The 26,711-nt window shown below is 67.6% G+C and carries 26 protein-coding genes; 16 read left to right on the top strand and 10 right to left on the bottom strand.

Annotation, left to right across the window (positions count from 1 at the left end; translation table 11 throughout):
• Nucleotides 1–271 precede the first annotated feature (271 nt).
• From ABZW96_RS00760 to ABZW96_RS00770, 3 genes are all read right to left on the bottom strand, one after another.
• On the bottom strand, nt 272–1,330 hold the full coding sequence (locus tag ABZW96_RS00760) for a MerR family transcriptional regulator (protein ID WP_355069997.1): 1,059 nt from the start codon (nt 1,328–1,330) through the stop codon (nt 272–274).
• 190 nt (nt 1,331–1,520) lie between these two features.
• The gene (locus ABZW96_RS00765; protein ID WP_355069999.1) at nt 1,521–1,664 is read right to left on the bottom strand and encodes a hypothetical protein; all 144 of its coding nucleotides are present in this window, start codon (nt 1,662–1,664) and stop codon (nt 1,521–1,523) included.
• Between the two features lie 225 nt (nt 1,665–1,889).
• Entirely contained in the window at nt 1,890–2,240 is a 351-nt protein-coding gene (locus ABZW96_RS00770; RefSeq protein ID WP_355070001.1) for a helix-turn-helix domain-containing protein, read from the bottom strand.
• Nucleotides 2,241–2,303: 63 nt separating this feature from the next.
• On the opposite strand from ABZW96_RS00770, the gene ABZW96_RS00775 reads away from it, so the two are divergent.
• The 3 genes from ABZW96_RS00775 to ABZW96_RS00785 all read left to right on the top strand — a co-directional run bounded on the left by ABZW96_RS00775 (nt 2,304) and on the right by ABZW96_RS00785 (nt 5,076).
• On the top strand, nt 2,304–3,068 hold the full coding sequence (locus tag ABZW96_RS00775; protein WP_355070003.1) for an SDR family oxidoreductase: 765 nt from the start codon (nt 2,304–2,306) through the stop codon (nt 3,066–3,068).
• 355 nt (nt 3,069–3,423) lie between these two features.
• The gene (locus ABZW96_RS00780; protein ID WP_355070005.1) at nt 3,424–4,362 is read left to right on the top strand and encodes a phosphotransferase; all 939 of its coding nucleotides are present in this window, start codon (nt 3,424–3,426) and stop codon (nt 4,360–4,362) included.
• A gap of 270 nt (nt 4,363–4,632) precedes the next feature.
• A complete protein-coding gene (locus tag ABZW96_RS00785; protein ID WP_355070007.1) occupies nt 4,633–5,076 on the top strand; it encodes a DUF4254 domain-containing protein in 444 nt (147 codons plus the stop codon).
• On the opposite strand, the gene ABZW96_RS00790 is transcribed toward ABZW96_RS00785, so the two are convergent.
• The 3 genes from ABZW96_RS00790 to ABZW96_RS00800 all read right to left on the bottom strand — a co-directional run bounded on the left by ABZW96_RS00790 (nt 5,077) and on the right by ABZW96_RS00800 (nt 8,028).
• The gene (locus ABZW96_RS00790) at nt 5,077–5,574 is read right to left on the bottom strand and encodes a hypothetical protein (protein ID WP_355070009.1); all 498 of its coding nucleotides are present in this window, start codon (nt 5,572–5,574) and stop codon (nt 5,077–5,079) included.
• Between the two features lie 93 nt (nt 5,575–5,667).
• On the bottom strand, nt 5,668–7,056 hold the full coding sequence (locus ABZW96_RS00795) for an APC family permease (protein ID WP_355070011.1): 1,389 nt from the start codon (nt 7,054–7,056) through the stop codon (nt 5,668–5,670).
• Nucleotides 7,057–7,158: 102 nt separating this feature from the next.
• Nucleotides 7,159–8,028 carry a helix-turn-helix transcriptional regulator gene (locus ABZW96_RS00800; protein WP_355070013.1) on the bottom strand — a complete coding sequence of 290 codons (870 nt, stop codon included), beginning with the start codon at nt 8,026–8,028 and terminating at the stop codon, nt 7,159–7,161.
• Nucleotides 8,029–8,602: 574 nt separating this feature from the next.
• Between ABZW96_RS00800 and ABZW96_RS00805 the strand changes: the two genes are divergently transcribed.
• The 3 genes from ABZW96_RS00805 to ABZW96_RS00815 all read left to right on the top strand — a co-directional run bounded on the left by ABZW96_RS00805 (nt 8,603) and on the right by ABZW96_RS00815 (nt 12,088).
• A complete protein-coding gene (locus ABZW96_RS00805; RefSeq protein ID WP_355070994.1) occupies nt 8,603–9,274 on the top strand; it encodes a PAS and ANTAR domain-containing protein in 672 nt (223 codons plus the stop codon).
• Between the two features lie 305 nt (nt 9,275–9,579).
• Nucleotides 9,580–10,695, top strand: a complete 1,116-nt coding sequence (locus ABZW96_RS00810) for a terpene synthase family protein (RefSeq protein WP_355070015.1) — start codon at nt 9,580–9,582, stop codon at nt 10,693–10,695.
• A gap of 115 nt (nt 10,696–10,810) precedes the next feature.
• Nucleotides 10,811–12,088, top strand: a complete 1,278-nt coding sequence (locus ABZW96_RS00815; RefSeq protein WP_355070017.1) for a diguanylate cyclase — start codon at nt 10,811–10,813, stop codon at nt 12,086–12,088.
• A 116-nt stretch (nt 12,089–12,204) separates the two neighbouring features.
• On the opposite strand, the gene ABZW96_RS00820 is transcribed toward ABZW96_RS00815, so the two are convergent.
• Nucleotides 12,205–15,627 carry a protein kinase gene (locus ABZW96_RS00820; RefSeq protein WP_355070019.1) on the bottom strand — a complete coding sequence of 1,141 codons (3,423 nt, stop codon included), beginning with the start codon at nt 15,625–15,627 and terminating at the stop codon, nt 12,205–12,207.
• A 279-nt stretch (nt 15,628–15,906) separates the two neighbouring features.
• On the opposite strand from ABZW96_RS00820, the gene ABZW96_RS00825 reads away from it, so the two are divergent.
• From ABZW96_RS00825 to ABZW96_RS00840, 4 genes are all read left to right on the top strand, one after another.
• Nucleotides 15,907–16,722 (top strand): amidohydrolase family protein, encoded by an 816-nt coding sequence (locus tag ABZW96_RS00825; RefSeq protein ID WP_355070021.1) that lies wholly within the window; start codon nt 15,907–15,909, stop codon nt 16,720–16,722.
• A gap of 93 nt (nt 16,723–16,815) precedes the next feature.
• The gene (locus ABZW96_RS00830) at nt 16,816–17,196 is read left to right on the top strand and encodes a DUF1304 domain-containing protein (RefSeq protein WP_355070023.1); all 381 of its coding nucleotides are present in this window, start codon (nt 16,816–16,818) and stop codon (nt 17,194–17,196) included.
• Nucleotides 17,197–17,336: 140 nt separating this feature from the next.
• Entirely contained in the window at nt 17,337–17,558 is a 222-nt protein-coding gene (locus ABZW96_RS00835) for a hypothetical protein (protein ID WP_355070025.1), read from the top strand.
• Nucleotides 17,559–17,667: 109 nt separating this feature from the next.
• Nucleotides 17,668–18,111, top strand: coding sequence for a DUF4254 domain-containing protein (locus ABZW96_RS00840; RefSeq protein WP_355070027.1), 444 nt, complete (start codon nt 17,668–17,670; stop codon nt 18,109–18,111).
• Between the two features lie 193 nt (nt 18,112–18,304).
• Here the strand turns inward: ABZW96_RS00840 and ABZW96_RS00845 are convergent, their stop codons facing one another.
• Complete coding sequence (locus tag ABZW96_RS00845) at nt 18,305–18,928, bottom strand: DUF4126 domain-containing protein (protein WP_355070029.1); 624 nt, start codon at nt 18,926–18,928, stop codon at nt 18,305–18,307.
• Nucleotides 18,929–19,107: 179 nt separating this feature from the next.
• On the bottom strand, nt 19,108–19,812 hold the full coding sequence (locus ABZW96_RS00850) for a hypothetical protein (protein ID WP_355070031.1): 705 nt from the start codon (nt 19,810–19,812) through the stop codon (nt 19,108–19,110).
• A 213-nt stretch (nt 19,813–20,025) separates the two neighbouring features.
• On the opposite strand from ABZW96_RS00850, the gene map reads away from it, so the two are divergent.
• From map to ABZW96_RS00875, 5 genes are all read left to right on the top strand, one after another.
• On the top strand, nt 20,026–20,889 hold the full coding sequence (gene map / locus ABZW96_RS00855; RefSeq protein ID WP_355070033.1) for a type I methionyl aminopeptidase: 864 nt from the start codon (nt 20,026–20,028) through the stop codon (nt 20,887–20,889).
• Between the two features lie 37 nt (nt 20,890–20,926).
• Nucleotides 20,927–22,465: a cobyric acid synthase gene (locus ABZW96_RS00860; protein WP_355070035.1), complete on the top strand. Its 1,539-nt coding sequence runs from the start codon at nt 20,927–20,929 to the stop codon at nt 22,463–22,465.
• A 141-nt stretch (nt 22,466–22,606) separates the two neighbouring features.
• Nucleotides 22,607–22,840, top strand: a complete 234-nt coding sequence (locus ABZW96_RS00865; protein WP_355070037.1) for an AbrB/MazE/SpoVT family DNA-binding domain-containing protein — start codon at nt 22,607–22,609, stop codon at nt 22,838–22,840.
• Nucleotides 22,837–23,229 (top strand): type II toxin-antitoxin system VapC family toxin, encoded by a 393-nt coding sequence (locus ABZW96_RS00870; protein ID WP_195149221.1) that lies wholly within the window; start codon nt 22,837–22,839, stop codon nt 23,227–23,229. Before ABZW96_RS00865 ends, ABZW96_RS00870 begins: the two co-directional genes overlap by 4 nt.
• A 56-nt stretch (nt 23,230–23,285) precedes the next feature.
• The gene (locus ABZW96_RS00875; RefSeq protein WP_355070039.1) at nt 23,286–23,849 is read left to right on the top strand and encodes an alpha/beta hydrolase; all 564 of its coding nucleotides are present in this window, start codon (nt 23,286–23,288) and stop codon (nt 23,847–23,849) included.
• Here ABZW96_RS00875 and ABZW96_RS00880 read toward each other — a convergent pair.
• Nucleotides 23,829–24,890, bottom strand: coding sequence for an alpha/beta hydrolase (locus tag ABZW96_RS00880; protein ID WP_355070041.1), 1,062 nt, complete (start codon nt 24,888–24,890; stop codon nt 23,829–23,831). The genes ABZW96_RS00875 and ABZW96_RS00880 overlap by 21 nt on opposite strands.
• Nucleotides 24,891–25,185: 295 nt before the next feature.
• Between ABZW96_RS00880 and mqo the strand changes: the two genes are divergently transcribed.
• Nucleotides 25,186–26,700 carry a malate dehydrogenase (quinone) gene (gene mqo, locus ABZW96_RS00885; RefSeq protein ID WP_355070043.1) on the top strand — a complete coding sequence of 505 codons (1,515 nt, stop codon included), beginning with the start codon at nt 25,186–25,188 and terminating at the stop codon, nt 26,698–26,700.
• The last annotated feature ends 11 nt before the right edge of the window (nt 26,701–26,711 follow it).

Consider the following 26,711-nt stretch of genomic DNA (forward strand, 5'->3'; position numbering starts at 1 on the left):
GGAACTTGCGATTCCGAGATGGGTGATCGATCGGAAGTAGTGGCTGTGGGCGGGAACTTGCGATTCCGAGATGGGTGATCGATCGGAAGTAGTGGCGGTGGGCGGGAACTTGCGATTCCGAGATGGGTGATCGATCGGAAGTAGTGGCTGTGGGCGGGCACCTGCGATTCCGAGATGGGTGATCGGATCGCGGTGCCAACAGAGCGGGAGGGACGCGGTGGTACGTGCCGCGCAGTGGTTTGCGCGGGCGATGGCCGTCGGCGCGGACGACTTATACGGAGACGTTGTGGTGGAGAGACCGGACCGGCATGGCCAGGGTGGTGAGGTCTCCGTCGGTGGCGGAGCGCAGCACCACCGGCTGATCGGCGGCGATGATGTCGAGCATGAGGTCGGGGCCGAGCGCGGTGTGGACGGCGGGCAGCAGTGTCGCGGGGTCGAACGACAGTGTGACGGCGGAGCCGGTCACCTTCGCGGGCAGGCTCTGCACATCCCCCGGCACCGATACCGAGATTTCGGTCGGATCAATCGCGAATTGCAGTGCTTCATCCGATTTCTCGAGAACCCGCAGCATCAAATGCCGCGCGACGACCACTCTGGTGCGCACCGGTCCCAATCCCGCCAGTACGGCGCGGTGGTCGGGGAAGGGAGCGTCGATGACGGCAGGTCGGTGTTCCGCGCCGCCTCCCGTCAGAAGCAGCCCGCCGCCGGACGGTGCGGCAACGACCTCGTCCATGCCGCGCAACCGGTCGGTGATCGACTCGAGCCCGTTCGAATCGAGCACCACGGACCACTCGCCGCCGTGCTGCCGGGTCGCCACCACGGTGCGGGTGCACAGCCGGTAGCGATCTGTCGCGGTCAGGGTTACCGCGTTGGCACCCGCTTCCAGCAGAACGCCCGCCAGCACGGGTATCTCGCGGGTACGGGCGACGGCGGTGCGGACCTGGTCGAGCGCCTCGGCCAGCGTCGCCGCATCGATCGCCACCTGCGTGCCGAGCGACTGTTCGACCACGGCGGCGACGCGCGCGGCCTCGTCCGCTCGCCGCGCCAGTTCCGCGACGTGACGATCGAGCAGGTATCGTGCCCGGTCGGTGTCACCGGCGAGGATCTCCGCGATGGTGTCCAGCGGCAGATCGATCGAGCGCAGCTGCCGGATGAGCACCGCCCGCTCCCGCTGCGCCTCGGTGTAGTAGCGGTATCCGGTCAGCGGATCGACTCTGGCCGGAACGAGCAGGCCGCAGTCGTCGTAGAACCGCAGCGCGCTCGCCGTGAGCCCGCTGGCTCGCGCGAGCACGCCGATCGTGATCAACCCTGTCGACTCCGTACTCACCACCCGGCCATCATGGAGCCTCAACCAACTCGAAGGTCAACTTCGCGGGTGGAGCAACCAATCGCAGTCCATGTGTTCCGCTGCTGGAACGCGATGCGCACGCTGCCGAGCTGCGGGAAAGCCGAAGTTGCCGCAGCCCGCCAGGGCGCAGTGTCCGCGACTTCGCGGGGCTGTCGGTGTTGCCCGCCGCAAATCAGGTGGTGCACAACCGCAGGACATGGCAACTGGACGGGCAGACCGAGGCGCTCGACATCCGGCCGCGTATGTGCGCCGGCCACGTGAAAGCATCGACGAGCTTCAGCACTTGCGGCAGGATCGCGATGAACAGATCCAGCATCGGCGGCCGGGTCTCCGCCTTTGGCGGTGTCGCGAGAGTTTCGCGACTGGTCGAGGTAGAGCACACGGCCGTCGCCTGTCACTCGGACGTGCTCTAACAGAGGGGCCAAGGGTGGGGGAAAACGCGCCGGTGAACGGTTCCTTCATCCTGACCATGCTGTGATTCGCGTCTCACGCATACGAGGTCGCCACTCGCAGAACCGCGAACCGTCGAGCCTGGCGCGAGTCAGTCGGCCCCGGCCTCGATGGGGGTCACGCGCCAGCGGCGCGACCAGTCCCAGACCGATCCGAGTGCCGTGCCGAGTTCGGCTCCCGCGGTGGTCAGTTCATAGGACTTGTCGGGGTTCTTCGCGATGAGGCCCGCGGATTGCAGGTGTTGCAGGCGGACCGAAAGCATGCTCGAGGAGCAGTTGCCCATCCGTCGGCGCAGTTCGAGGAAGCCGAGGCGGTCGGGTTCCAATTCCCACAGGATGCGCAGGATCCAGCGTTGGCCGAGTAAGTCCATCGTGGCCAGTAACGGCGCGTTCGCCGGGTCGTCCCGCCCACGCGGCGGTTTGGGTTCGTTTGCGCTTCTCATTTAGAACCAGCATAGTGGTTCTGAATCAGAAGCACTGGCCCGGGTGCCGGGCGGACCGAAAGGGTGACGGTGGACGAGAGGACCGGTCGGCGAATCGTTCTGATCACGGGCGCCTCCCGCGGGATCGGCGCGGAGACCGCCCGGGTGCTCGCGGCGCGAGGCGACCATGTGGTGATCAATTACCGGGAGAAGGCGAAGCGGGCCGACGCGCTGGCGGGGTCGATTCGGCAGGCGGGCGGCAGTGCCTCGACGGCGGGCGCCGACATCGCCGACGCGGATTCGGCCCGGGCGCTGGTCGCCGGGGTCGCCGAGGAGTTCGGCCGTCTCGATGTGCTGGTGCTGAACGCGTCGGGTGGGCTGGAGCGCGATGCCCGGCCCGACTATGCCATGGCCCTCAATCGTGACGCGCAGGAACGGCTTGTGCGGCTTGCCTTGCCGCACATGCCTTCCGGTGCGCGGATCGTTTTCGTGACCAGCCATCAGGCGCACTTCCACGGCCGCAAGCCCGTCCCCGCCGACTACGAACCCATCGCCGCCAGCAAGCGCGCGGGCGAGGACGCGCTGCGCGCCATGATCCCGGAACTCGATGCCATGGGCATCGCCCTGCACGTGGTCTCCGGCGACATGGTCGACGGCACGATCATCGTCCAACTGCTGGAACGCCGAAATCCCGACGCCGTCGCCGCGCGCCGCGAGCACGGCGACTTGCCCACGGTCACGGAGTTCGCCACCGCGGTCGCCGATGCCACCGCCGCCACCGCTGACCCCGGCCACACCATTTACATCGGAGGTCTGGATTATCTCGACGCGCAAGAGATCACATCCTGAAGCGATGCCGATCCGCAGGCGTGGCGCGTTCCGGCCGTGGGCGGCAACCGGCCACGCCGCGTGTCGATCGCGCCGCGGGGAATAGAAGCGCTCCGGTAGTGCCCGGGAGAACCATCCGGAACGCGCGCTTCGAATTTCGCACCAATCCCATCAGACGCCAGCGCCTCGAGTGCGGAGACGCCCTGCGGCGCGAAAGCTGAATTGTCCAGAGTCGAAGCGCTTGCCCATGTGCGACGAGGTCGCCCTTGCGTTCGGCCTTGCCTCATGAAGAAGTGCGGCGGTGCAGTGCCGATCCGAGCGCATGCGGGCGCGTAATTCGGTGGTGAGTTCCCGGTGCGGCTCGGACGATCGAGTGATGGTGGATTACCAGGGCACCGCTCTGCGGATCGGATGGGCCGAGGCGCCGGAGCCGGTACGGGCGGAAGTAGCGCGCGTACTCGGAGACGCCGTCCACACTGCCGAGGATCAGCGCGGAGGGTTCAGCCACGGTGTGGCAGCGCGCTTGCGCACCGTCGGCGGTGGTGCTGCCTTCGTGAAGGCGATCGAGGCGGAAGACGGTCTCGCGGTGATGTATCGGCAGGAAGCGCGGATCGCGGCTCGGCTCCCGGCGACGGTGCCCGCACCGCGATGCCGGTTCGCGACGGAGATCGCGGGGTGGTTCGTCGCGGTTTTCGACGATGTCGAGGGAGCGTTTCCCCGACTCGGCGAGCCGGGGGAGTTGCGAGACACTCTCGAGCTGGTGGCGCGATTGGCGGCGGAGCTGACTCCGAGCCCACTGGCTGATGTGCCGACGGTTGCGGACGCCTACGGACCGGAGCTGACCGGCTGGCGAACGTTCGTGACGGAAGGGCCTCCGGCGGACTTGGACAGTTGGTCGCTTCGTCACCTGACGAAATTGGCCGAACTGGAAGCCGCGTGGCCGACGGCCGCGGAAGGAAACACTTTGCTGCACACGGATCTTCGGCCGGACAACATGCTGCGGCGGCCCGATGGTGCGGTGCTGGCGGTCGATTGGGCCTGGGCCTGCCGGGGCGCCGCGTGGATCGACCTCGTCGCGCTCGCGCCGTCGATCGCGGCCGCCGGTGTTGATCCGGATCCGATCATCGCCACCCATTCAGTGACTCGCGACGTGGACCCCGTGGCGGTCGACGCTTTCGTCTGCGCGCTCGCGGGGTATTGGGCGGCGGCTTGCCGGAAGCCGGGTCCGCCGCGTTCGCCGCGGTTGCGTGAGCATCAGTCGGGGTTTGCCCGGCTCGCCGGAGCGTGGCTGGCGTGTCGTCTCGGCTGGCAATAATCCCAGGAGGTATGGCTCTATCGTCGAAAAACGCAAGGTCACTGGATGTTTGCCAAAGCTTTGGAGGGTGGCGTGTGACCGGATAAATCGGTCAATGGGCGTGTCGCGTGCGCGGAAGTGATCGAATTCGACGCGACCCGGACCACTCTCGGTCACGCTGGGCATATGTGGATGTTCGGGCAGTGCCGGGACACCGGCGAGGCAAGGCATCGCGGGCGCGACCGAGACGCGTCCACGCTGGTCGGAATGGGGGTCCGGAGAATGGAACAGGTGTCCGAGGCCCGGGTGATTCCGGGCAAAGAACTCCTGCTGGCTGCCTTCCGGGGCTTGCCGCACATGGATCATCCGATGCTGGAAGCGGCCGGAGAACTGGCTCAGCTGCATCAGACACGCGAACGCACTCCCGCGAGCCGGTGCGACAAACTCGACCGGCGTCGAGTGCAACTCGTGCGCGGCATCGACCGCTGGGTCACCCTGGCGACGCCGATACCGCCGCCGGGCGCGCCCGAACACGCCGAGACCGTGGGCCACATCGTCGACCGGCTGGCCATGCTGGCCGCTCAGGCGTTCGTGGCGCTGGCGCACGCGCCGGAATCGGTCTTCTACGACGCATGGGTCCGAATCGACGAATTGGCCGACGGTTACCAGGATCTCATCGACGACCTGCGTGCCGGAGCCAGACGACTACCCGACGGGCGCTACGACCGCTGGTAGCTACCGACCTCGCCCGAACAGCCGGAACGAGCGGCGGCGCCGACGTGGCAGAGTCGCGTACACCATGGTCATGTCGGCGAAGACCTCCGCCTCCCGCTCGCGATCGGCGCCGAACTCGGCACGGCCGAGGACGTGTTCGATCGATTGCGGCGAAATCGAGGGCAGGACGACGGCCAACGAGGGCGGCAACGGATCGCCGCGTTCTTGGTCGTTGTGGTGACCCAAGAGCATGTGACCGATCTCGTGCAAGATGACGTGATCGGCGTTGCGGCCGGTCGCCGCGGCGTCGTAGACGATGATGTCGTCGTGCTTGCGTGCCACCCACAAGCCGCCTCCGCCGCAACCCGTGTCCGCCAACATCGCCTTGGGCACCGGATGCAGGCTGATCGAGCGTCCGCGATGGGCGGCCACCGCGGCCAGGTAAGCGGTCAGATTCCACGGGTTCGGGAGGGGCACGGTCCGGGTGGCATCGCCGAAACGGGCTTCCATGCTGGTCATCGGCGCCCACCTTACCCATCGGTCGGCGACTAGTCATCTGCGGAATCCGGGCATACCGACAAAAGGTGATCCGCGGCGCGACAACGCGATCGGTCACTCAGCGGATGACCCGCTGTCCAAGGGTTGTGCCCGCATGGCCCGAATGGCCAGGTAGTTCAGGCCCCACAGTGCGACCCCGATGGCCAGCAGCACGCCGGCGATGGCGTACTGCGCCGGATTGCGGTCGGTGAAGGGTGTGACGAGAAAGCCGCAGCTGAGCGCGCCGACGACCGGCAGCGGCGTCGGCGTCTTGAAGTGCTTGTGCGACACAGGGTCTCGGCGCAACACCAGCACCGCGACGTTGACCACCGTGAACACCGCCAGCAGAAGCAGGGCCGTGGTGCCACCGAGTTCGGGTACCTCGCCGACGAACAGGATCAACCCCAGCGCGAGCAGCGTGGTGAAGACGATGGCGGTGACGGGCGTCCGGCGCCGCTGGTGCACGCGGCCGAACGGCCGGGGCAACACGCCTTGACGGGCCATGCCGTAGATCAGTCGGCTGGCCATCAGCATGTTGATCAGCGCCGAATTGGCGACGGCGAACATGGTGATGTAGGCGAAGATGTGGGTCGGGAAGCTCGGCGCGCCGACCTGGACCACTTTGAGTAGCGGCGTGTCGCCTTCGCCGAGTTGGTCTGCGGGCACGAGTGCGACCGCGCTGATCGATACCAGCACGTAGATGAGCCCGGTGATGATCAGTCCCGCGAGCAGCACCTTCGGGAAGATGCGGGTGGGCTCCTTGCACTCCTCGGCCATGTTCACCGAGTCCTCGAAACCGACCATCGCGTAGAACGCGAGCGTGGTGGCCACGATGACGCCGCCGACCGCGTTGCGCTCCCCGGTGTCGAATTCGACGATGCGGGAGAAGTCGCCGTCGCCCACGCCCAATGCCCAGCAGCCGATCCCGATGACGATCAGCAGCCCGGTCAGCTCCACACAGGTGAGCACCACGTTGAGCTTGACACCCTCGCTCACCCCGCGCAGGTTGATCGCCGCCACCACGGCCATGAACAGCAGCGCGATCACCGTTACCGCGGTGCCGCTGCCGAGATCCGGATCGAAGGCCTCAGCGAAGTTGGCCGCGAAAGCCCGCGAGGCCGTGGACGCGGAAGTGATGCCGGAACTCATCACCGCGAAAGCGACCATGAACGTGAGGAAGTGGATGCCGAACGCTTTGTGCGTGTAGAGGGCCGCACCCGCGGCGTGCGGGTACTTGGTGACCAGCTCCAGATAGCTGAGACCGGTGATGAGCGCGACCAGGAACGCCACCAGGAAGGGCACCCAGACCGCCCCGCCGACTTCGTTGGCCACCTTGCCGGTGAGCGCGTAGATGCCGGTGCCGAGGATGTCGCCGACGACGAACAACAAGAGCAATCCCGGCCCCATTACCCGTTTGAGTTCGGGCCCGGAGTCGGACGTCGGATCGGCTGTGACTTCGGACATGCGTCCTCCCCTCGGCAGTAGGGCGAGGGTACCCATTCCGATACGGAATAGTCGTGCACCGGGCCGTATTTCGCCTGGATTTCACCTGCCAGGGGCGGGCTGCTAGCCCTCCCGATCCATCTGCCCCGCGGCCTCCACGATCATGGCCGCGGAGTCGCGCGGGCTCAGCGCCATGGCGCGCAGCTGGTCGAAGATCACGCCGAAGCGACGGATCTCGGAGTGACCCTCGATCAGCTCGTCACCCGCGATGCCCTCCACATAGACCAGCTCGGGATCGGCGGGGTCGGGGAAGTCCAACAAGGTGAACGAACCCGCCATGCCGGGGTGCGCGCCCGCGTCGAACGGCAGGATCTGCAGGATTACGTTCTTGCGCTTGATCTCTTGCAGCAGTCGCTCGAGCTGCCCCCGCATCACCGCGGGCCCGCCGACGGTGCGGCGGATGGCGGCCTCGTCCAGGACGACCCAGAGTTCGAGCGGGTCGTCCTTGGTCAGGTTGACGGCGCGATCCATCCTCGCCTTCGCCCTACTCTCCATGACCGACGCCTCCAGCTTCGGCATGGAGGTGTCGATCACGGCGGTGGCGTACTCGTAGGTCTGCAAAAGGCCTGGAATGAAAGAGGTTTGGTAGTGCCGCGCGGACAACGCCTCGGACTCGAAATTGATGTAGGCGGCGTAGACCTCCGACACGCTGCCCTCGTAGGCGCGTGACATGCCGGGCTTCAGCGCGTCGGACAGCAGCTCCAGCGCGTCCTCGCGCTGCTCGTCGCCGATGCGGTAGAGGTCGAGCATCGCCATGAGGGTGCGCCGCTGCGGCCGCGCCTGCGCGGTCTCGATCCGGTACAGCGTGGTGACGTTGATCCCGGTCTTCGCGCTGACCTCTTCTTTGCTGAGCTGAGCGTTCTCGCGCATCTCGTGCAGCATCGCCGCCAGCCGCCGCAACCGGACGGTCAGTACGGTGCGCTTGCCTGCCATCAGTCCAACCCCTTCGGTGTGCGCACTTGCTGGAACGTGTTCTGACGTTCGACCTCGAATGCGGCCTGCGTGCAGCGGATCTGTGCCTGGTGTGGGCACAGCAACAGAGACTACCTCCCGTGATGCACCTTATGGTCGGTGTTTTCGTGTGCGTTTACGGCCGCTGGGCGATATCGCGGGGCGAACCGGACCGACCGCTCGGTTGCGGGGGTACGTGGAGACTCGCCGAACTGTGCGGAGCCGCTTTCCGGGCGGTGGGAACGCCACGCTCGAACGTGATCGCCGGACGACGCCGCGCGTCCGTGCGGGCCGGGAGAGGCCCGGCTGCCGCGCCTGGGCGACGCAACGCGGCCGGTGTGGATTCCGGCTCGGGGCGTGGGCAATAGCGCTGACCGCCCGGCATCACGCCCATTGCGGATTAATTGCCAATGCATTCATACATATGAACTAAGTCCATAGTGTCGAGCTAGAGGGCCTTTTCGTGATGATGCCGAAAGTTTGCCACAATTTGGTTTCATCTCGTGTTCCCGGCCGTGGCCCTCGGGCGCCGATGGATAATGACCGCGTGACGAGGATGGACGACCTCGCGCTGAGAAGCGCCTCCGCGATCGAGAGCGTCATCGCGGGCACGCCGCAGAGCGTGGGCAGCTTCCGCTTCTGGTTCGAGGATCAGCGATGGGAATGGTCGGACGCGGCGGCCGCGATATACGGCTACACCGAGGGGAGTGCGCGACCCAGTACGGAGCTGTTGCTGGCGCACAAGCATCCCGACGACCGCGCTCTCGTCGCCGAGTCCATCGCCTCCGCCGTGCGAACCGGTGAGCCGTTCTGCGGACGTCACCGCGTCATCGACACCGCCGGGCGCACCCATCACGTCATCGTCGTCGCCGATCGCATGCTCGACGACCAGGAGTCGGTGGTCGGCACCGCGGGCTATTTCATCGACGTGTCCGGCACACTCGAGGAGAACCGGCAGGAGATCCTCGACGACACGCTGCCCGAACTGGTGCAATCACGGGCGGTGATCGAGCAGGCCAAGGGTGTGCTCATGGTGGTCTACGGCATCAACGCCGAACAGGCCTTCCGGGTGCTGCAATGGCGCTCCCAGGAAACCAACATCAAGTTGCGGACCCTGGCGCAACAACTGGTCGGCGAGGTTCCCGCGATGGGTGGCGGTCCTGCGGCGCAACGGGCGCGCTTCGACCATCTGCTGCTGACCATGCACGACATCCTGGCGTCGAAGTGAGCGCCGTACCGGTGACCGATACCCGATAGGCGGCCCTACGGGGAGGTCGCGTCCGGCGACATCGGCACCGGAGCACCCTGCGCGTCCCGTACCGGCCGCTTGCCTCCATGCGCCATGTCGACTCTCGAGCCGTGGCGCCGCGCTGCGGACCGAGCTCCCGTTTGCCGCGGTGTCGCCGTCGAATACGCGATGCACCAATGCCATTCAGGGCGCGAGTGTTGCGTGATCTTCGCCCTTCGACCGGTCCCACTACCGATAAGTCGGAGACAATTCATTAGAAGTAACCATAGTGGGAGGGAGTCGTTGTGGTCAGTGAGTACACATCGGCACTCGAGCGGGAAATCGTCGACATGCGCGGGCAACACGAGATGTTGCTGCGGACCGGGCGGCAGTGGTCGTTGCGCGCGATGTTCGGCACACCCGACTGGGACATCATCGACTACTGCCGCGACTTCCGGCCCAATCGGTTCGGGGAGCAAGCCTGTGCGGAGGTGGAACGTTTCTGCCGCGAGCACGGCATCTGGCTCGAGCCCGCGGGCCCGCACTACAACAGCATGACGCCCTATCTGCACCCCGGCGCCGTCAGCGCCGAGCGGATGACGATCATCGGCCTGTACAACGCGATCCTGTTCTGGCTCAACGACACTGTCGGCCGGGAGAAGTTCGGGCACCTCGGCGACGACGAACAGCGACAGGCGCGGGTGGCGATCGATCGGCTGTGCGCGCTCCTGTGCACAGGGTCGGCACCGGCGGACGCCACCCCGTTGGAGACCTCGACCTCGGCGTTCCTCACGATGCTGTCCGCCCGCGCGAACGCGGACTGGCTCGATCGGTTCATCGAAGCCACCGTCGCGCACCTGCGGCCCGCGATCCAGGACCAGAACGCCCGGGCGCGCGGCGGGTTGCTCAGCGTCGCGGAGTACATCGATCTGCGGGCTCAGGTCTCGGGTATGTACCCGGCGATCGCGCTGTGCGAGTTCGGCCGGGACGACTATCTGCCCTGGGAGCTGATCCGGCGGACGGGGCTGGCCGGGGACCTCCTCCGGCTGCGGGTGCTGACCGTCGAGATCGGCGCGTTGATGAACGACGTGTTCTCCTTCGAGAAGGAGTGCATTGTCGATCTGGCGGATTTCAACTTGATCCCCGCGGTGTTGCTGAACCACCCCGGATACTCGCTGGAGGACGCCGTGCGTGGCGCCACGGAGATCGTGCGCGCGCGCCTGGCCGAGTTCCGGGAACTGTGTGCGGTCGCCACCGAACGGTGCGACCGACTGGCAGCGGTGGACGCCGCCTTGGCGTCCACCGTCGCGACCCACCTCGCCGATCTGGTCGCCTGCGTCCAGGCGACCTGGGTCTGGCAGGTGAAGACTCTGCGGTACAAGGGGGCGTCGATCTTCCGGGAGAACGGGTTGCAGTTATAGCTCCACTCTCACCATTCCTGGGAATGCTTCCAGGCGGCAGTACTCGACGGTCTCGAACATGTGTGGATACGATGCGTCGGGGGCTATCTCCGGCCTGAATGGTGAGGGGGTTGCGGTGGAACAGATCGAACTCGCCAGGATGGCGAACATGTGGTGGCGCGCTCTGCAGGCCGTCGCCGGTGGGTCCGCGTCTGTACCGGACCCCGAGCTCGCGCTACTCGGGATGATCGAGGAGCTGGCTTCCGGCTTGGAAGCCGAACCCTTCGACGCGAGCGTCGGCAGGCGTGTCGGCGCGTCGCTGGCCTCCGCGGGACTGGACGACCCGGCCGTGCCCAGCACGTCGGCCCAGGTCCTGTACGGGCTGGCCGAACAGGCGACGGCTCCGGAGGCCGGCCGGCGGCTCGCGGCGCTGCTCGCGGAGGTCGGTCAGGGATACGAAGCCCAGCGGCGCGCGAACGAGGACGCGCACCGATCCGATGACGAGCGGTTCCGTGTGGTGTTCGACAACGCGGCGATCGCGATCGCCATCGGTGACACCGACGGTACGTTGCTGGATGTCAACCGGGGTCTGGCCGAGATGATCGGAGTCCCGGTGGAAAGCTTGCGCGGGGTGTCGGTCTACGACTTCGCGCACCCCAACGACCGCGAGGGCATCCGCACGCTGGTGTACGAGAAACTGGTCCCGGCCGGTGCGGGCACGGTGAAACTGGAACAGCGCATCCGGCGCGCCGACGACAGCTACGGGTGGGCGTCGTTCGCCATCACCTTCGTCAAGGGCGCGGAGGGGCAGAGCGATTACCTGCTCGCGGTCGGCGAGGACGTCACCGAACAGCACCGGATGCGCGAGGAACTGCACCGGCAGGCCCGGCACGATCCGCTCACCGGACTGCCGAACCGGCGGCATCTCATCGAACGAATCGACGCGATGATCGACGAGGCGCGCAACGGGGATCGGGCGGGATTGTGTTTCGTCGACATCGACCGCTTCAAGCACATCAACGACCGCTACGGCCACGGCACGGGTGACCAGATATTGACCGCGGTCGCCGGACGCCTGCAGGACAGTGTGCGCGGATCCGGGTGTCTGGTCGCCCGCATCGGCGGGGACGAGTTCGTCGCGCTGATCCCGCCGCCCGCCAGCGATCACCGGGTGGCCACGGTGGCGAACAGCCTGCTCGAGGCGCTTGTCGACCCGATCACGGCCGGTGACCGGCGACTACGCATGTCGATCAGCATCGGCGCGGTCGTCACCGCGGTCGCGGGCGCGGACGCCGAATCGCTGCTCGACGCGGCGGACACCGGCCTCTACCGGGCGAAGGCCGACGGCAAGGGCCGGTGGGTGTTGCACATTCTGGACACCGACACTTCGCTCGGTCCGCAACCGGTGTTGTGAGCGGCGGAAGCGAGCCACCGCCCGTCGGCGCGTGACTGTCGCGGCCGAGCGATGTCCGGCGTCCGCGTTCGAGCAGAGGTATCGCGGCGGGTGGCGACTCAGGCGGCCGATGGCGCTCAGCGGGCCAGCAACCTGCGCAGAAACGCGGGCGGGATCATCGGTCGTTCCTCGTCCCAGAGGCCTTCGCGCAGGTCGTAGTCCAGGCTGTGCAGCAACGACATGATCCAGGGGCCCTCGTCGAGCAGCGGCCGGATGAGACCGGCATCGGCGTACCTGACCACCACCGGGGCCAGCTCGTCTTTGGCCGCTTCGGTCTTTCCCGCCGCCGCGAGGCAGGAGGCGAGCAGCAGCGATGCCTGTGCCGCGGCGCGGGGACGTCGATCGGGGTCGATCGAATCCCGCAGCTGACGGGCGCGCGTGGACGCGGCGGTCACCCTTTTGGCGGCCCCCGAACGCAGCAGCATGCGGATAGCGGAGTCCTCACGCATTTCCGCGGCCATCGTGGCGATACCGCCCTCTCCGGCCGGCGGTTCGGTGACGTAGGTGGCCGTCAGGCCCAGCCGGACCTGCTCGTTGGCCACGCGGGTGGCCAGGCGCGGCAGCTTCATGGCCCGCGCCAACTCGGCGCCTTCGTCCAGCCGTCGCGCGGCGGCGGCCAGGTCACCGCGCAGGGCTTTGATCCGCGCGCCGGTGGCGTAGTTGGCCATCAGCAGGTCGACCGGGCCGCCCTCGGTGCCGAGCTTGCCTGCTTCGTCCAGCAGGCGCTCGGCCGCGGCGAGCTGGTCGCGTTCATAGAGCAGCTCGCCGAGCAGGGCGCCGGCCAAGCGAGCGGCATAAGACCGCGGGCCCGACGAGGTGGTGGATATCTCGACCGCCGTGCGGAAGCTGTGTTCCGCCGTGGCGATGTCGAGTTGTTCCCTGGCCGCGATGCCGACGAGGCAGTGGCTGTACATCAAGGTGAACGTGCTGCGGTTCTTGCGATAGAAGGGGGTGGCCCAGTCGTTCCACTCCCGTGCCCGCTCGTAGTCGAACTTGGTGATCGCGGAAAACGCGGCGAGGTTGGCGGCCGCGCACAGCGCCCACGGCCCCAACGTGTCGGCCCGGGCCAGGCATTTGCCGACCACGGCGTCCAGTCCTTCCGGGTGGTCGCCGAAGGCGCGCTCCACGCTCTCGATGAGGTCGGCTTCGAGCGCGACATCGGGATCTGCGGCGGGGTCGTTCTCCAGCGACGCCCGCACCAGCCGTAACGCGGCATGCAGTTCGGTGGGCCGCCGCAGCAGCACGTGCGTCCAGGCGACACCGACCTGAAGCATGGGGCGGCCGGCGGCGATGCCGGGCGGGAGCTTGTCGAGCAGTCCCAGGAACGTGGCGAGCTGCCCGTCCTGCACCAGAGCGCGGGATTTCGCCTCGAGGAGGTCTGCGGCCATGTCGCCGTCGTCGGCGGCCAGCGCGTGGTCGATGGCCTCGCTGAGCATCCTGTTGTCGCCGAACCACGAGGCTGCCTTGCAATGCAGTTCGCGCACGCGCTCGGGATGATCGCGCTCGAGGCGCTGGCGCAAGAACTCCGCGAACAGATGGTGGTAGCGGAACCATTCGCCGCCTTCGTCGACGCGGCGCAGGAACAGGTTGCGGCGTTCGAGATTCTCGAGGAGGGCCTGCCCGTGCGGGTCCCCGGTCAGCGCCGTGGCGAGGCCGCCGGAGATCCGTTCGGGAAGCGAGGTGGCGAGCAGGACCTCGCGCAGTTCGGGCTCGACGGTGTCGAGCACGTTCTCGGCCAGGTACTCCGCGATGGCGTGATGACGCCCGGACAGGTGGGCGATCAGCGAGGCCGGATCGGGATGCTCACGCAGCGACAGCGAGGCCAGCTGCAAGGCCGCCGCCCAGCCCTCGGTGTAGTCGCGCAGCTCGGCGCTCTCGGTGTCGGCCAGGGTGAGACCGGTCTGCTCGGTGAGGAAGGCCCGCGCCTCCCCGGCGTCGAAACGCAGTGCGGCGGCGTCGATTTCGACGAGTTGGTGACGAACGCGCAGGGTGCCGAGCGGCAGACCCTCCAGCGATCGGCTGGTCAGGATGATCTGCAGGTGCCGCGGACCCTGGTCGATCAGGTAGAGCAGGGCATCGACCGCGGCGGGGTCGGTGATCCGGTCCCAGTCGTCGATCACCAGGGCGAACCGCTCGTCGCGTTCGTCGATGGCGTTGATCAGCGTGGTGAGCACGTAGCGCGCTGCGCTGGTGTCGCCCTCTTCGAGGACCGGGGCAAGGCCGGGCGCCAGCGCGGGGCTCACGCGGTTGAACGCCTCGATCAGGTGGGTCAGCAACCACACCACGTTGTTGTCGTCGCGGTCGACGTTCAACCAGGCCACGGCCACTTTCTCGGTGTCGGCGAGACGCTTGGCCCACTGGGCCGCCAGCGTGCTCTTGCCGAACCCGGCCGGGGCGTGGATGACGGCGAGGCGGGGCCGCGGCTCGGTCTGCAACGCGTCGATGAGGCGCTCGCGCTGGACCAGCGGCCGGGTGGACATCGCCGGGCGGAACTTGGTCTCGGGTGTCGGCGGCGTCTTGGGGTGGGGAGTGGGAAAACGCGCTGTGGCGGTGAGCGGCCGCGTGCTGAGGTCTTCGGGCGCGGGCTGCTCGCCGGTGGGCAGGGTCATGTGCTCGACCGGCATGTCGTTACCGCGCTGGATCTCGCGCAACATCTCGCCGAAGGCGGCGGCCGAGGGCGGACGATCCGCGGGATTGTGCGCCATGCTTGCCTCGATGGCGGCCGCGACCTCGTCGGGGATGCCGTCGAGCCGCAGGTCCGGCAGCGGATCGGCGGAGATGCGCAGGAACTGCGCGACGATCTGCTCACCGGAACGTCGCTCGTAGGCCGCGTGGCCGGTGATCATGGCGAACAGCGTCGCGCCGAGCCCGTAGACGTCCGAGGCGACGGACGGAACGCCGGAGCGCAGCACCTCCGGGGCGGTGAACGCGGGCGAGCCGGTCACCACTCCCGTGGTGGTCTCGAAACCACCTTCGACGCGGGCGATCCCGAAATCGGTCAGTTGCGGCTCGCCGTAGTCGGTGAGCAGGACGTTCCCCGGTTTGATGTCGCGGTGCAAGATCCCGGCCCGGTGCGCGGTCTCCAGAGCGCCCGCCAGCTTGACGGTGATCCCGATCGCCTCGGGCAACGGCAGAAAGCCTTCCCGGCGGATACGGTTCTCCAGCGAACCGTGCGAGTGATACGGCATCACCAAGTAGGGGCGTCCGCTGCGGGTGGTGCCCACTTGGAGGATCGGCACGATGTTCGGATGCCCGGACAGGGCGCCCATGGCCTGCTGCTCGCGCAGGAATCGCTCGACGTTCTCCGGCTCCAGATCCGGCCGGGCGGTGAGTACCTTGACCGCGACGCTGCGGTTCAACGCCCGCTGCCTGCAGCGGTAGACGACGCCGAACCCGCCTTTGCCGATCACTTCGGGGTCGTCGAGACCCGCGCCCTCCAGTTCCCGCTCGATACCTGGAGGTCGATCGTGCTGTGTGGCGAACGGGTCCGAACCTGCCATGGCCCTGCTCTTGTCGGCTGTCTGTGGTCCTGCGGTAGATACCCAGTTTATGCCCAGCGAACCCTTTGCCTGGTTATTACGGCTGATATAGACCATGAGGTGGGGAGGGTATTATCACCAGTTTCGGGGGCGGGCGCGGTGTGGCTGACGCGACTCGGCAATATCTGTCCGTGGTTATGGAAGTCGCTGTCTCGCACCGTTTGTCGCGAAAGTGCCTTTCCACGGCGCGCGTCATAGCGGGGGTGTCCGGGGCGCTATGACGTATGTCAGAATCCGCGCATGACCATCGACGTCTGGGCGCAGCATCCGACTCGGCGATTCCTCGCCCACGACATGTTCGCCTCGCTGCGGCGGTGGACCGGGGCCGTTATACCGACCGACGAGATCCCGCTGTCGTTCACTCTCGACGCGATGGATGCCGCAGGCGTCGACCGAGCGCTCATCTCGGCGTGGCACGCGCCGGAAGGCGTCCTCATCTCCAACGACGAGGTCGCGGCCTGGGCGGCCGAGGCGCCGGAGCGCCTGCTCCCCATCGCGTCGGTGGATCTGCGCAGGCCGATGGACGCGGTACGGGAGCTGCGCCGCCGCGTGGACCAGGGCTTCAAGGGGCTGCGGGTGCTCCCGTGGCTGTGGGAAGTGCCCCCGACCGATCGGCTCTTCTATCCGTTGTTCGCCGCGTGCGTCGATGCGGGAATCCCGTTCTGCACGCAGGTCGGGCACACGGGACCGTTGCGGCCGTCGGAAACCGGGCGCCCCATCCCGTACATCGATCAGGTCGCGCTCGACTTCCCGGAGCTGACGATCGTCTGCGGGCATATCGGCTATCCGTGGACCGAGGAGATGATCGCGGTCGCGCGCAAGCACGAGAACGTCGTCATCGATACCTCGGCGTACACGACGAAACGCCTTCCCGCGGAACTGGTGTCGTACCTGAAGTCCGGTAGCGGCCGCCGCAAGGTGTTGTTCGGTACGAATTATCCGATGATCTTCCCGCAGCACGCGCTCGACGGCCTCGCCGCGCTCGGCCTGGACGACGAGACTCGCGAGCTGTACCTGGGCGGCAATGCCCGACGCGTTTTCGGACTGGCCGGTTGACCGACTAGCGCGGCGGCGTGTCGGCGGTGTGTTGCGCGGCGTTCCGCGGCTGGGGGCCATAGGATTCCCCGGCGCGCATCGTGAGGAGGTCGAATGCTCTGGGTCGTACAGGTGTTCGCCGTCGCGGCCGCCCTACTCCATGTCGGCATCTTCGTCATGGAGTCCGTGCGGTTCGGCGACCCCAAGGTGTACCAGGGGGTATTCCGGGTTTCCGGAGCCGAACTGCCCGCGGCGCGGCCGTGGGCGTTCAATCAGGGTTTCTACAACCTGTTCCTCGCGGTGACGACACTGGTCGGCGTGGCCATCCTGCGGTCGGTGCCCGCGGCGGGATGGGCGCTGGTGCTCGCCGGCTGCGGATCGATGCTGGCCGCGGCGGTGGTGCTGGTGGCGCACGACCGCCGGTTCGCCAGGGGCGCGGTGGTGCAGGGCGCCTTGCCCGCGCTGACGTTGCTCGCCGCCGTGACCCAGCTGTGAACGTGGCCGCGTAGTCGGCGAGCGGCTGAGGATCGGTGCGACGCTGAGGTATCGGCGCGCGTGGCAAGGCGCCCGCGAGGGGCTTCCCACGTCGTAAGGAAGATCGACAGCGCACTGTCGGCTACCGAAGGTGCACAGCAGTGGGCGAATTCGTGCGCACGGGCCGGCGACCGGCCGAGCGGGCGGCCGGAAATGGGGAACGAGTGGTGGTGCTCGTCATCGCCGACCGGCGCCGCAAGCGCTCGATCGGTGAGCCGAAAAAGGTTGCGACCGGTCTGCTCTGGGCCTCCGCGCGCCGTATGGAGCCCTTGACCGCAGAAATGCAGACGCAATCTTGCGTTCTTGCATCTGTACGTGCATGATCCAGCTAGCCTAGTTGTGACAACCCATCCGATGGCCGGGATAACCGAATCGAGAGCCAATTATGTTGGTACAAAGAGCGTTGGGGTCGGGTCAACTCGGAGTGCGGCGGTGAGCGCGCCGACGGTCGGCGCCTTACCGACCGCGCCGCAATTGTTGTGCGCTTTCCAGGGACGGCGTTTCCAAGACCGGGAACTGCTGCGGTCCGCACACGCACTCGCCGAGCTGCACCAGCGCCGCGCGCAGGTGGTGGACGCCGCACTCATCGCCGAAATCGACTGCCGTCGCCTCGAACTGGTCGACGACATCAACGACTGGGTCGCGCAGGAGATCCCGCAGCATCGCAACGGCGCCTCGTTGCACACCGAAAGCCTGGGCGCCGTGGTGGACCGGATGGCGCGTAGCTGGGTGGATGCCAATCAAGTCATCCACGTCGAGGGCGGACGCAGCGACAATACCCATAAACATTGGTACCAACTGGCTGAACTCGTCGACGGGTACACTGACCTGGTAACCGACGTGGCCGGTGGCCGCCGCCGTTTGCCCGAACAATGAGTTCGCCGCGACGGTGGTCTCGTCCGCGATAGTGACACTGCCCCGCAGCGTCACTCGTCCGAATGGCGACGTCCCGGTGCCGAGTTCCGCTCCAGCCGGGCGCTCTTGTCGCCGGCACAGTGACGGCGGGCGCAACGGGGCGCCCCGCCCGGCGTGCCGCGTGGTCGACTGGCGCGGCACGCCCGTGACGGACTCACCCGCGTGGCAATTGTTCAGCGATTCCGACTCGGTTGCCCGCGCGCGCTGCCCGGCGGGCGCGCCGTCGGCGCAGATAGCGACGGATCCGGCTCGCGCAGAAGTACACCAGCGCCAGGCCGATGATCAGCAGCACCGCCGCGATCACTGCCGCCGCCACGGGGTGGAACACCGCCAGGGTGACCACGCCCGCGACGGTCACGTCCTCGGCGGTGCTGACCACGATGTTGCTGGCGGGCTCGGGCGAGGTGTTGACGGCCATGCGCGTTCCGGCCTTCACCAGGTGGCTCACCAGCGCGGCCGTGCCGCCGACCGCGCCCGCGGCGAGTTGTGGCAGCGAACCGTCCTGTCCGGCCAGCAGCGCCGCGACCACGGCTCCCGCGATCGGCCGCACCACAGTGTGTACGGCGTCCCAGAACGAGTCGAGATACGGGATCTTGTCGGCCACGGCCTCGATCAGGAACAATGCCGCCGCCGCGATCAGGACATCGGTGCGCTGCAATCCTTCCGGTACCGAATCGGTGAATCCGAACCGGCCCAGGATTCCGAGCAGCAGGACCACCGCGTATGCGTTCACGCCGCTGGCCCAGCCTGCGGTGAAGATGAGAGGTAGTGCGGACACGCGCCCATGGTAGGGGGACCGGGAGTGCGGTGTCGGCGGCGTGATCTCGTTGCCAGGCTGCCGAGCCGAGCAAGGGGTGGACTCCGGTGCCCGCCGCGGCTACCGGGTTGGGGCGGCGACCCTACATGCTCGGCTCAGAGGCAGTGCATGCCCATTCCGTACGATCACGGACCGGCAGGCTAGCCGAGGTCCCTGCGGCCCTGCTCGATGAAGTCGCTCACCAAAGAATCGAGCTTGTCGATGAAATTCATGAGCGCCGTATCGAGGGCGGCGCCGTCGAGCTTCCGTTCGTCGCTGTCGGAAGGGGCCTCGGTCCTGGCGGTGTATTTCCGTACGAAGGGCATGTAGTGCTTGTCCATCAATTCGTTGATCTCTTCGGGAAATTTGTCCAACACGTGGATCATGTCTTCGCTGGATGTCATGGAGGCCATATAGAGAGTGGACAGGAACTTGTTCATGCGCTGGCTGAACTCAGCTGTCGCGGAGCGGAACCCGTCGAGGTTGTCCACGCTAAGGAGACCGGCCATCTTTCCCGTCTGCTCCACGAAATTGAAAGTGCTCGCAAGAAATTCGTAGTATGACTTCTGGCGATTCTCGCGAGTCACCTGTATCAACGCTAGTTGCTGGTCTCTGTCTGCCTTGTTGACCGTTACGTACACGGCCGCCGACGCCGACACGATGCTGGAGATCAGCGCAGCGCACAGGGCCGCTATGAGCGCGTAGCGTCCACTTCTGGTGGTCGCGTCCGCCTCGCGCGGGTGCACGTCCTCTTGCGCGGCCGACGCGGTCGTGGAGTTTTCATCGGACTGGTCGGGGGGGATCTCGGGCGACGAAGCCGCTTCATTTCCGTCTCGGTGCGGTGGAGAAGCTGGTTCAGTGGCCATTTTCACTCCCACCGGAAGAGGGGCCCTCGGTCGACAGATGATTTTATGTGAACGGAGGACGTGGTCGGCGGAATTACTCACTCGGGTGTCGCCTATGCCGACGTGCCGGGATAGCTCGTTCCGAGGGTGTGCCGATGAGCACGGTGCCCGTGGTCCGGCCCTGTCCCCGCAGGCCCTCGGCACCGCTGGGGTCGGCCGATTACGCTGTTCGCTATGTCTGTCCGCACCCGCAAGCCCCTCGTCCCCGGAACGCTGTCGCCCACCCGCGAAGTCCCGCGCGCCATCGAGCGCCCGGAATACGCGTGGAAGAAGACCGCCAACGAGGGACGCGAGCCCTGGGTGCAGACCGCCGAGACGATCGAGAAGATGCGCATCGCGGGCAAGATCGCCGCGCAGGCGCTGGAGGAGGCGGGTAAGGCGGTCGCCCCCGGTGTCACCACCGACGAGCTGGACCGCATCGCGCACGAGTACATGTGCGACCACGGCGCCTACCCGTCGACCCTCGGTTACAAGGGTTTCCCGAAGTCGTGCTGCACCTCGCTGAACGAGGTCATCTGCCACGGCATTCCGGACTCGACCGTGATCGAGGACGGCGACATCGTCAACATCGACGTCACCGCCTACATCGACGGCGTACACGGCGACACCAACAAGACCTTCCTCGCCGGTGACGTCGACGAGGAGGTGCGCCTGCTCGTCGAGCGGACCGAGGAGGCCACCATGCGGGCCATCAAAGCGGTGCGTCCCGGTCGGGCGCTGAACGTGATCGGCCGCGTCATCGAGTCCTATGCCAACCGTTTCGGCTACGGCGTGGTGCGCGACTTCACCGGCCACGGCGTCGGCCCGACCTTTCACAGCGGGCTCGTGGTGCTGCACTACGACCAGCCCGCGGTGGAGACCATCATCGAACCCGGCATGACGTTCACCATCGAGCCGATGATCAACCTCGGCGGCATCGACTACGAGATCTGGGACGACGGCTGGACCGTGGTGACCAAGGACCGCAAGTGGACCGCGCAGTTCGAGCACACCTTGGTGGTCACCGATTCCGGGACCGAGATCCTGACCCTCCCGTGACCGGGGGCCCGGCCGTGCGCCGGAAGACCGGCCCGCGATGAAGGGCGCGCTGCTGGTCGCGGGCACGACCTCGGACGCGGGGAAGAGCGTCGTCGTGGCCGGGATCTGCCGGATGCTGGCGCGGCGCGGCGTGCGGGTCGCGCCGTTCAAGGCGCAGAACATGTCCAACAATTCCGTGGTCACGCTCGACGGCGGGGAGATCGGGCGGGCGCAGGCGTTGCAGGCTCAGGCGTGCGGGCTGGAGCCCAGCGTGCGGTTCAATCCCGTCCTGCTCAAGCCCGGCAGCGACCGCCGTTCCCAGCTGGTGGTGCGGGGCAAGGCGATCGGCACCGTCGGCGCCGAGGACTACTTCCGGCATCGGCGGGAATTGCGCGATGTGGTGGCCGCGGAACTCGCCGCGCTGCGCGCCGAATTCGACGTGGTCGTCTGCGAAGGGGCCGGATCGCCCGCCGAGATCAACTTGCGCGCGACGGATCTGGCGAACATGGGCCTCGCGCGCGCGGCGGGACTGCCGGTGCTGCTGGTCGGGGACATCGATCGCGGCGGCGTGCTCGCCCACCTGTTCGGCACCGTCGCCATCCTGGAACCCGATGACCAGCAACTGATCTCGGGTTTCATCGTGAACAAGTTCCGCGGCGCGGTGGAGCTGCTACAGCCGGGACTGGAGCGTCTCACCGAACTCACCGGTCGCCCGACCCTCGGTGTGCTGCCGTACGCCGAAGACCTGTGGATCGACGCGGAGGACTCGCTGGGCACCCTCGCCGACGCGCCGGTGGGCCGCCCCCTGCCGCCGGTGGGCGAGGAATGGCTGACCGTCGCCGCGATCCGGCTGCCGCGCATCTCCAACTCCACCGACGTCGAGGCGCTTGCCTGCGAACCGGGCGTCGCGGTGCGCTGGGTGACCGAGCCGTCCCGGCTGGCGAACGCCGATCTGGTGGTGCTGCCCGGCAGTAAGGCGACGGTGTCGGATCTGCGGTGGTTGCGGCGTACCGGCATCGCCGACGCGCTGGTGGCGCGCGCCGCTGCGGGCGGGCCGATCCTGGGCGTGTGCGGCGGATACCAGATGCTCGGCACCCGCGTTCTCGACCGCGTCGAGTCCGGCGCCGGTGCGGTGGACGGGCTCGGGCTGCTCGACCTCACCGTCGATTTCGCCGAGCCGAAGGTGTTGCGCCGCAGCGCGGGGCACGCGGCGGGCGTCGCCGTGCGCGGTTACGAGATCCATCACGGCCGCGTCACGCATCGCGGCGACCCGGCGTGGCTCACGATCGACGGCGAGCCGGAGGGCAGCGTCCGCGGCGCGGTGTGGGGCACCCACCTGCACGGGCTGCTCGAGTCCGACGAGTTCCGCCGCGGGTGGCTCCGCGCGGTCGCCGCCGCGGCGGGCCGGTCGGGATTCGCTGTGGCCGACGATGTTTCGGTCGCGGGGGTGCGCGCCGCGCAACTCGATCTGCTGGCCGACCTGATCGAAGCTCACCTCGACCTCGCCGCGCTCGAGCGCCTGGTCGCCGAGGGCGCGCCCGCCGGTCTGCCGATCATGGCCACCGACGTGGTGCTCGCGAGCGACCGTATCGGTTGACGGGAGCCACCCCGCGCCTTACCTTGCAGTAAGGAATTCGGCTCCAGGTAAGGCTGGGTCGAGCGAGTGCGGTCGGGTGCGAGGATGATGGCGGCGGAGAAGAGACCCAACAGCCGAGGGGGCAATGTGGTGTCGGCGACGGTGACCAGTAAGGGGCAGATCACCATCCCGATCGACGTGCGTGTGGCGATGGGATTGCGTACCGGAGTGCGGGTCGCCTTCGTCCCCACGCCCAGCGGCACCTACGAACTGGTTCCCGAAACGCGCACGATCAAGTCGCTGAAGGGCATCGTGGGCTGGTCCGGCTCGCCGATCGGCCTCGCGGAGATGAACGAGGCCATCGCGGGCAACGTGGTGGAAGGGAAGGCGCAATGATCGGCCTGGACGCGAACGTGCTGATCCGCTACCTCACCCAGGACGACCCGGAGCAATCCGCCCGCGCCAATCAGGTGATCGACGGGCTCAGCGAGAGCAAACCCGGCTACATCACGATGATCGTGCTCGCCGAGATCCACTGGGTGCTGCGCCGCGGCTACAAACAGGATCCCGAAGCGGTCACCGACGTGTTGCTCGGACTGCTCGATTCCAGCGAGATCGTGGTCGAGCGCGCCGACACCGTTCGCCAGGCGCTGCGCCGGGCCGCCGACGGCGCGGACTTCGCCGACGCGCTGATCCAGCAGCTCGGCCAGGAGGCCGGGTGTGACCTGACCGTCACCTTCGACCACAACGCAGGTGAGCGGGCCGGGATGCGCCTGCTCGCCTGATTCCGCCACCCCGGACCCGCCGCCACGGCGCCGCGAGCCGTGTAGCGTGAATCGGCATGGAATCTCGGCAGATCACGGTGGGTGACCGGGCGTGGACCGTGCGGATCGACGGACCGGAATCCCGGCACAGCGTGCTGCTGCTGCCCGACGCGGGCGAGCCGGCGGACGTCTTCGATCGGGTGTGCGCTCGCCTGCACACCTCGGATCTGCGCACCTTCGCGGTGGAGTCGATCGACGGCCTCGACGCGGCCGGTGTGACCGCGATCCTCGATGAGCTGGGGTTGCCGTGGGTCAACGTGGCCGGATGCGGCGCGGGTGCCGTGTTGGCCTGGCAGGCGTGCGCACACGGCTTCGGCCGCTTCCAGAGCCTGGTCGTGGCCGATCGCGGCCACCCGGCGACTCCCGGCGCCGACGGAACGGTGGTGGATGCGTCCACCGGTCCGGTCGAGGTGCCCACCACGCTCTTGGTGACCAAGAATCTGCCGCGCTCGGTGGCCGACACGTCGGGGCGGTTCGTCTACGGCGAATTCCGGGTGGTCGAGGTCGACGTCACCGACGTGGCCACCGAAGCCGACCACGAGCTGGCCACCGAGATCGTGCTACGCACCAGCCTCTGGTGACTTCGCGCCCTGGTAGTCCGCGAGCCAGTCGAGCCAGCTGTCGAGCTCGCGGAACGCCTGGGCCAGCGGTTCCGGGCCGGACAGGAACACGTCGTGCTTGGCGCCGTCGATCGGCACCATGTTGGTGCGGTCGCCAAGGCAACCCGACCAGCGCTGGATCTGTTTGACGTCGAGCACCGCGTCGGCCACGGCCACGGCGGGACCGTACTGTTTGGCGAACTTGGTCATCCGGGAGCGCAGGATCAGGGAGGGCACCCCGATGTCCAGGCCCTGGTGCAGCCGCGCGTGGCCGTTGCGGATCGCGCGCAGCCAGCCGAGCCGGACCGGAAAGCCCTGCAACGGCTTCCAGTCCAGGTTGTACTCCCACTCACCGGACGCCGAGTGGTGCAGGCTGTCGCCGTAGGTGCTGATCTTGCCGCCGGGCAGCTGGACCATCTTCCGGAACCGTCCCACGGCCTTGATGATCGGCGTTCCGATGCTCCGGTAGTACGCGGGACCCTGCAGGTCGAACCACGGGCTGTTGAGCACGACGCCGGTGATCCCCGCGGCGGCCGTGCCCTGGGCCCGATTGAGCCGGTCCAGCCACAGCGACACGACCAGGCCGCCGGTCGAGTGGGCGTTGAGCACGACGGGAGCACCGGTCTCGGCCCGGACGATCCGCAGCGACTCCGCCAGCTCGCGGTCGTAGAAAGCGAGATCCGTCACATAGTGGGGAGTCTGCCCTTCACGCAGCGACCGCCCGCATTTGCGCAGGTCGAGAGCGTAGAACTGGAACCCGCGCGCGGTGAAGTGCTCGGCGAGGTGCTCCTGGAAGAAGTAATCGGTGAAACCATGGACGTAGAGCACCGCGCCCGCGGTCTGCTCGACGTCGCCGGAGGGGACGTAGCGCACCAGCGTGGCGACCACCTCGCCCTCGCCGTCGGGGTCGGGACCGAGGTCCAGCGTGCGCTGCTGATAGTGCGGGCCGAGGACGTCGGGGCGCCAGCCTGCGCCATCCGGGGAGGTGCTGACCGGCTCGGCAAGCGACTGTTCGTTCGTCACGCGACCAATCTATTGGACGGTGTCGAACGCGGACAGTCCGCGGCCGCCGCCCGGCCGCCGAAGTGACGACCGTCTCTGTCGCATTCCGCACATTCCGCAGGTTCGCTGCGGGGTGGCGGCGTGGTGAGGTGCACAATTGGGCTTAGGTGAACGGCGGGTAACCTGACTCCCGCCATGCCGTTCGGAACCGGCGGACGCCGGAACCGAGCCACAACTACACCGTGCCCAGGCTGGTCCACCCGCCCGGTGGGCCCGCGCAGACAAGGAAGTCGATCTACCCGTGCCGAACGCTGCCATGACTGAAAAGACCGATGTAGTACTCATCGGTGCCGGCATCATGAGTGCCACCCTCGGCGCGCTGCTGCGGCAGCTGCAGCCGGACTGGTCGATCTCCCTGTTCGAGCGGCTCGACGCCGCCGCCGCGGAGAGCAGCGATCCGTGGAACAACGCGGGCACCGGACACTCGGCGCTGTGCGAGCTGAACTACAGCCCGCAGGCGCCCGACGGCTCGGTGGACATCACCAAGGCCGTCGACATCAACGAGCGCTTCCAGGTCTCCCGCCAGTTCTGGTCCTACGGCGTGGAGAACGGCATCCTGCGCGATCCGTCCGCCTTCATCAACCCCATCCCGCACGTCAGCTTCGTGCACGGCGCCGACAACGTGCAGTACCTGCGCAAGCGGTACGAGGCGCTGGCGCCGCACCCGCTGTTCGAGGGCATGGAGTACATCGACAGCCCCGACGAGTTCTCCCGCCGACTGCCGCTGATGGCGCGCGGGCGCGACTTCTCCGATCCGATCGCGTTGAACTGGACCGACGGCGGCACCGACATCGACTTCGGCTCGCTCACCCAGGAACTGCTCGCCTACCTCGGCGCCTCCGGCGCCGACCTGGCCTTCGGGCACGAGGTGCGTGACCTGTCCAAGCAGTCCGACGGATCATGGCTGGTCACGGTCCGCAACGTACGCACCCGCGAAAGTCGCACGCTGATCAGCAAATTCGTCTTCGTCGGCGCGGGCGGCGGCGCGCTGCCGCTGCTGCAGAAGGCGAATATCAAGGAAGCGAAGGGCTTCGGCGGATTCCCGGTGAGCGGTCAGTTCTTCCGCTGCGTGAACCCGGCGCTGATCAACCAGCACGAGGCCAAGGTGTACGGCAAGGCCGCGGTCGGCGCTCCGCCGATGTCGGTGCCGCACTTGGACACTCGCGTCATCAAGGGCAAGCCGGGCCTGCTGTTCGGCCCGTACGCGGGCTGGACGCCGAAGTTCCTCAAGGACGGCAAGAACACCGACCTGTTCAAGTCGGTGCGGCCGAACAACATCTTCTCGCTGCTCGGCGTCGGCGTCACCGAACTCGGCCTGACCAAGTACCTGGTCAGCGAGCTGCTGAAGTCGGAGGCGGGCAAGGTGATCACGCTGTCGGAGTTCATCCCGCGCGCCGAGGCCAGGGACTGGGAGCTGATCACCGCGGGCCAGCGCGTGCAGGTGATCCGGCGCAAGGGCGCGGGTGGCGTGCTCGAGTTCGGCACCGCCGTGATCGCCGCCCAGGACGGCACGATCGCCGGTCTGCTCGGCGCGTCCCCGGGCGCCTCCACCTGCGTGACCGCCATGCTGGACGTGCTGCAGCGGTGCTTCCCGCAGGAGTACGCCGAATGGACGCCGAAGCTGAAGGAGATGGTGCCCTCGCTGGGCGTCAAGCTCTCGGAGGACCCGGCGCTGTTCCACGAAGTGTGGGATTGGACCTCCAAAGCGCTCAACCTCGTCGACGGCGGCGACAACACGCCGAGACGTGCAGGGGTCGCGGCGAACGCCTAGGTTGTGATAGC

Source organism: Nocardia sp. NPDC004168, from assembly GCF_040610355.1.
In the GTDB taxonomy this organism is placed as follows: domain Bacteria; phylum Actinomycetota; class Actinomycetes; order Mycobacteriales; family Mycobacteriaceae; genus Nocardia; species Nocardia sichangensis.

Coding starts and splice junctions, on each gene's coding strand:
- ABZW96_RS00765 (WP_355069999.1), bottom strand. CDS start 1,664: ATGCTGGATCTGTTCATCGCGATCCTGCCGCAAGTGCTGAAGCTCGTC.
- ABZW96_RS00770 (WP_355070001.1), bottom strand. CDS start 2,240: ATGAGAAGCGCAAACGAACCCAAACCGCCGCGTGGGCGGGACGACCCG.
- ABZW96_RS00780 (WP_355070005.1), top strand. CDS start 3,424: ATGGTGGATTACCAGGGCACCGCTCTGCGGATCGGATGGGCCGAGGCG.
- ABZW96_RS00790 (WP_355070009.1), bottom strand. CDS start 5,574: ATGACCAGCATGGAAGCCCGTTTCGGCGATGCCACCCGGACCGTGCCC.
- ABZW96_RS00795 (WP_355070011.1), bottom strand. CDS start 7,056: ATGTCCGAAGTCACAGCCGATCCGACGTCCGACTCCGGGCCCGAACTC.
- ABZW96_RS00800 (WP_355070013.1), bottom strand. CDS start 8,028: ATGGCAGGCAAGCGCACCGTACTGACCGTCCGGTTGCGGCGGCTGGCG.
- ABZW96_RS00805 (WP_355070994.1), top strand. CDS start 8,603: ATGGACGACCTCGCGCTGAGAAGCGCCTCCGCGATCGAGAGCGTCATC.
- ABZW96_RS00820 (WP_355070019.1), bottom strand. CDS start 15,627: ATGGCAGGTTCGGACCCGTTCGCCACACAGCACGATCGACCTCCAGGT.
- ABZW96_RS00825 (WP_355070021.1), top strand. CDS start 15,907: ATGACCATCGACGTCTGGGCGCAGCATCCGACTCGGCGATTCCTCGCC.
- ABZW96_RS00830 (WP_355070023.1), top strand. CDS start 16,816: ATGCTCTGGGTCGTACAGGTGTTCGCCGTCGCGGCCGCCCTACTCCAT.
- ABZW96_RS00850 (WP_355070031.1), bottom strand. CDS start 19,812: ATGGCCACTGAACCAGCTTCTCCACCGCACCGAGACGGAAATGAAGCG.
- map (WP_355070033.1), top strand. CDS start 20,026: ATGTCTGTCCGCACCCGCAAGCCCCTCGTCCCCGGAACGCTGTCGCCC.
- ABZW96_RS00860 (WP_355070035.1), top strand. CDS start 20,927: ATGAAGGGCGCGCTGCTGGTCGCGGGCACGACCTCGGACGCGGGGAAG.
- ABZW96_RS00870 (WP_195149221.1), top strand. CDS start 22,837: ATGATCGGCCTGGACGCGAACGTGCTGATCCGCTACCTCACCCAGGAC.
- ABZW96_RS00875 (WP_355070039.1), top strand. CDS start 23,286: ATGGAATCTCGGCAGATCACGGTGGGTGACCGGGCGTGGACCGTGCGG.
- mqo (WP_355070043.1), top strand. CDS start 25,186: ATGACTGAAAAGACCGATGTAGTACTCATCGGTGCCGGCATCATGAGT.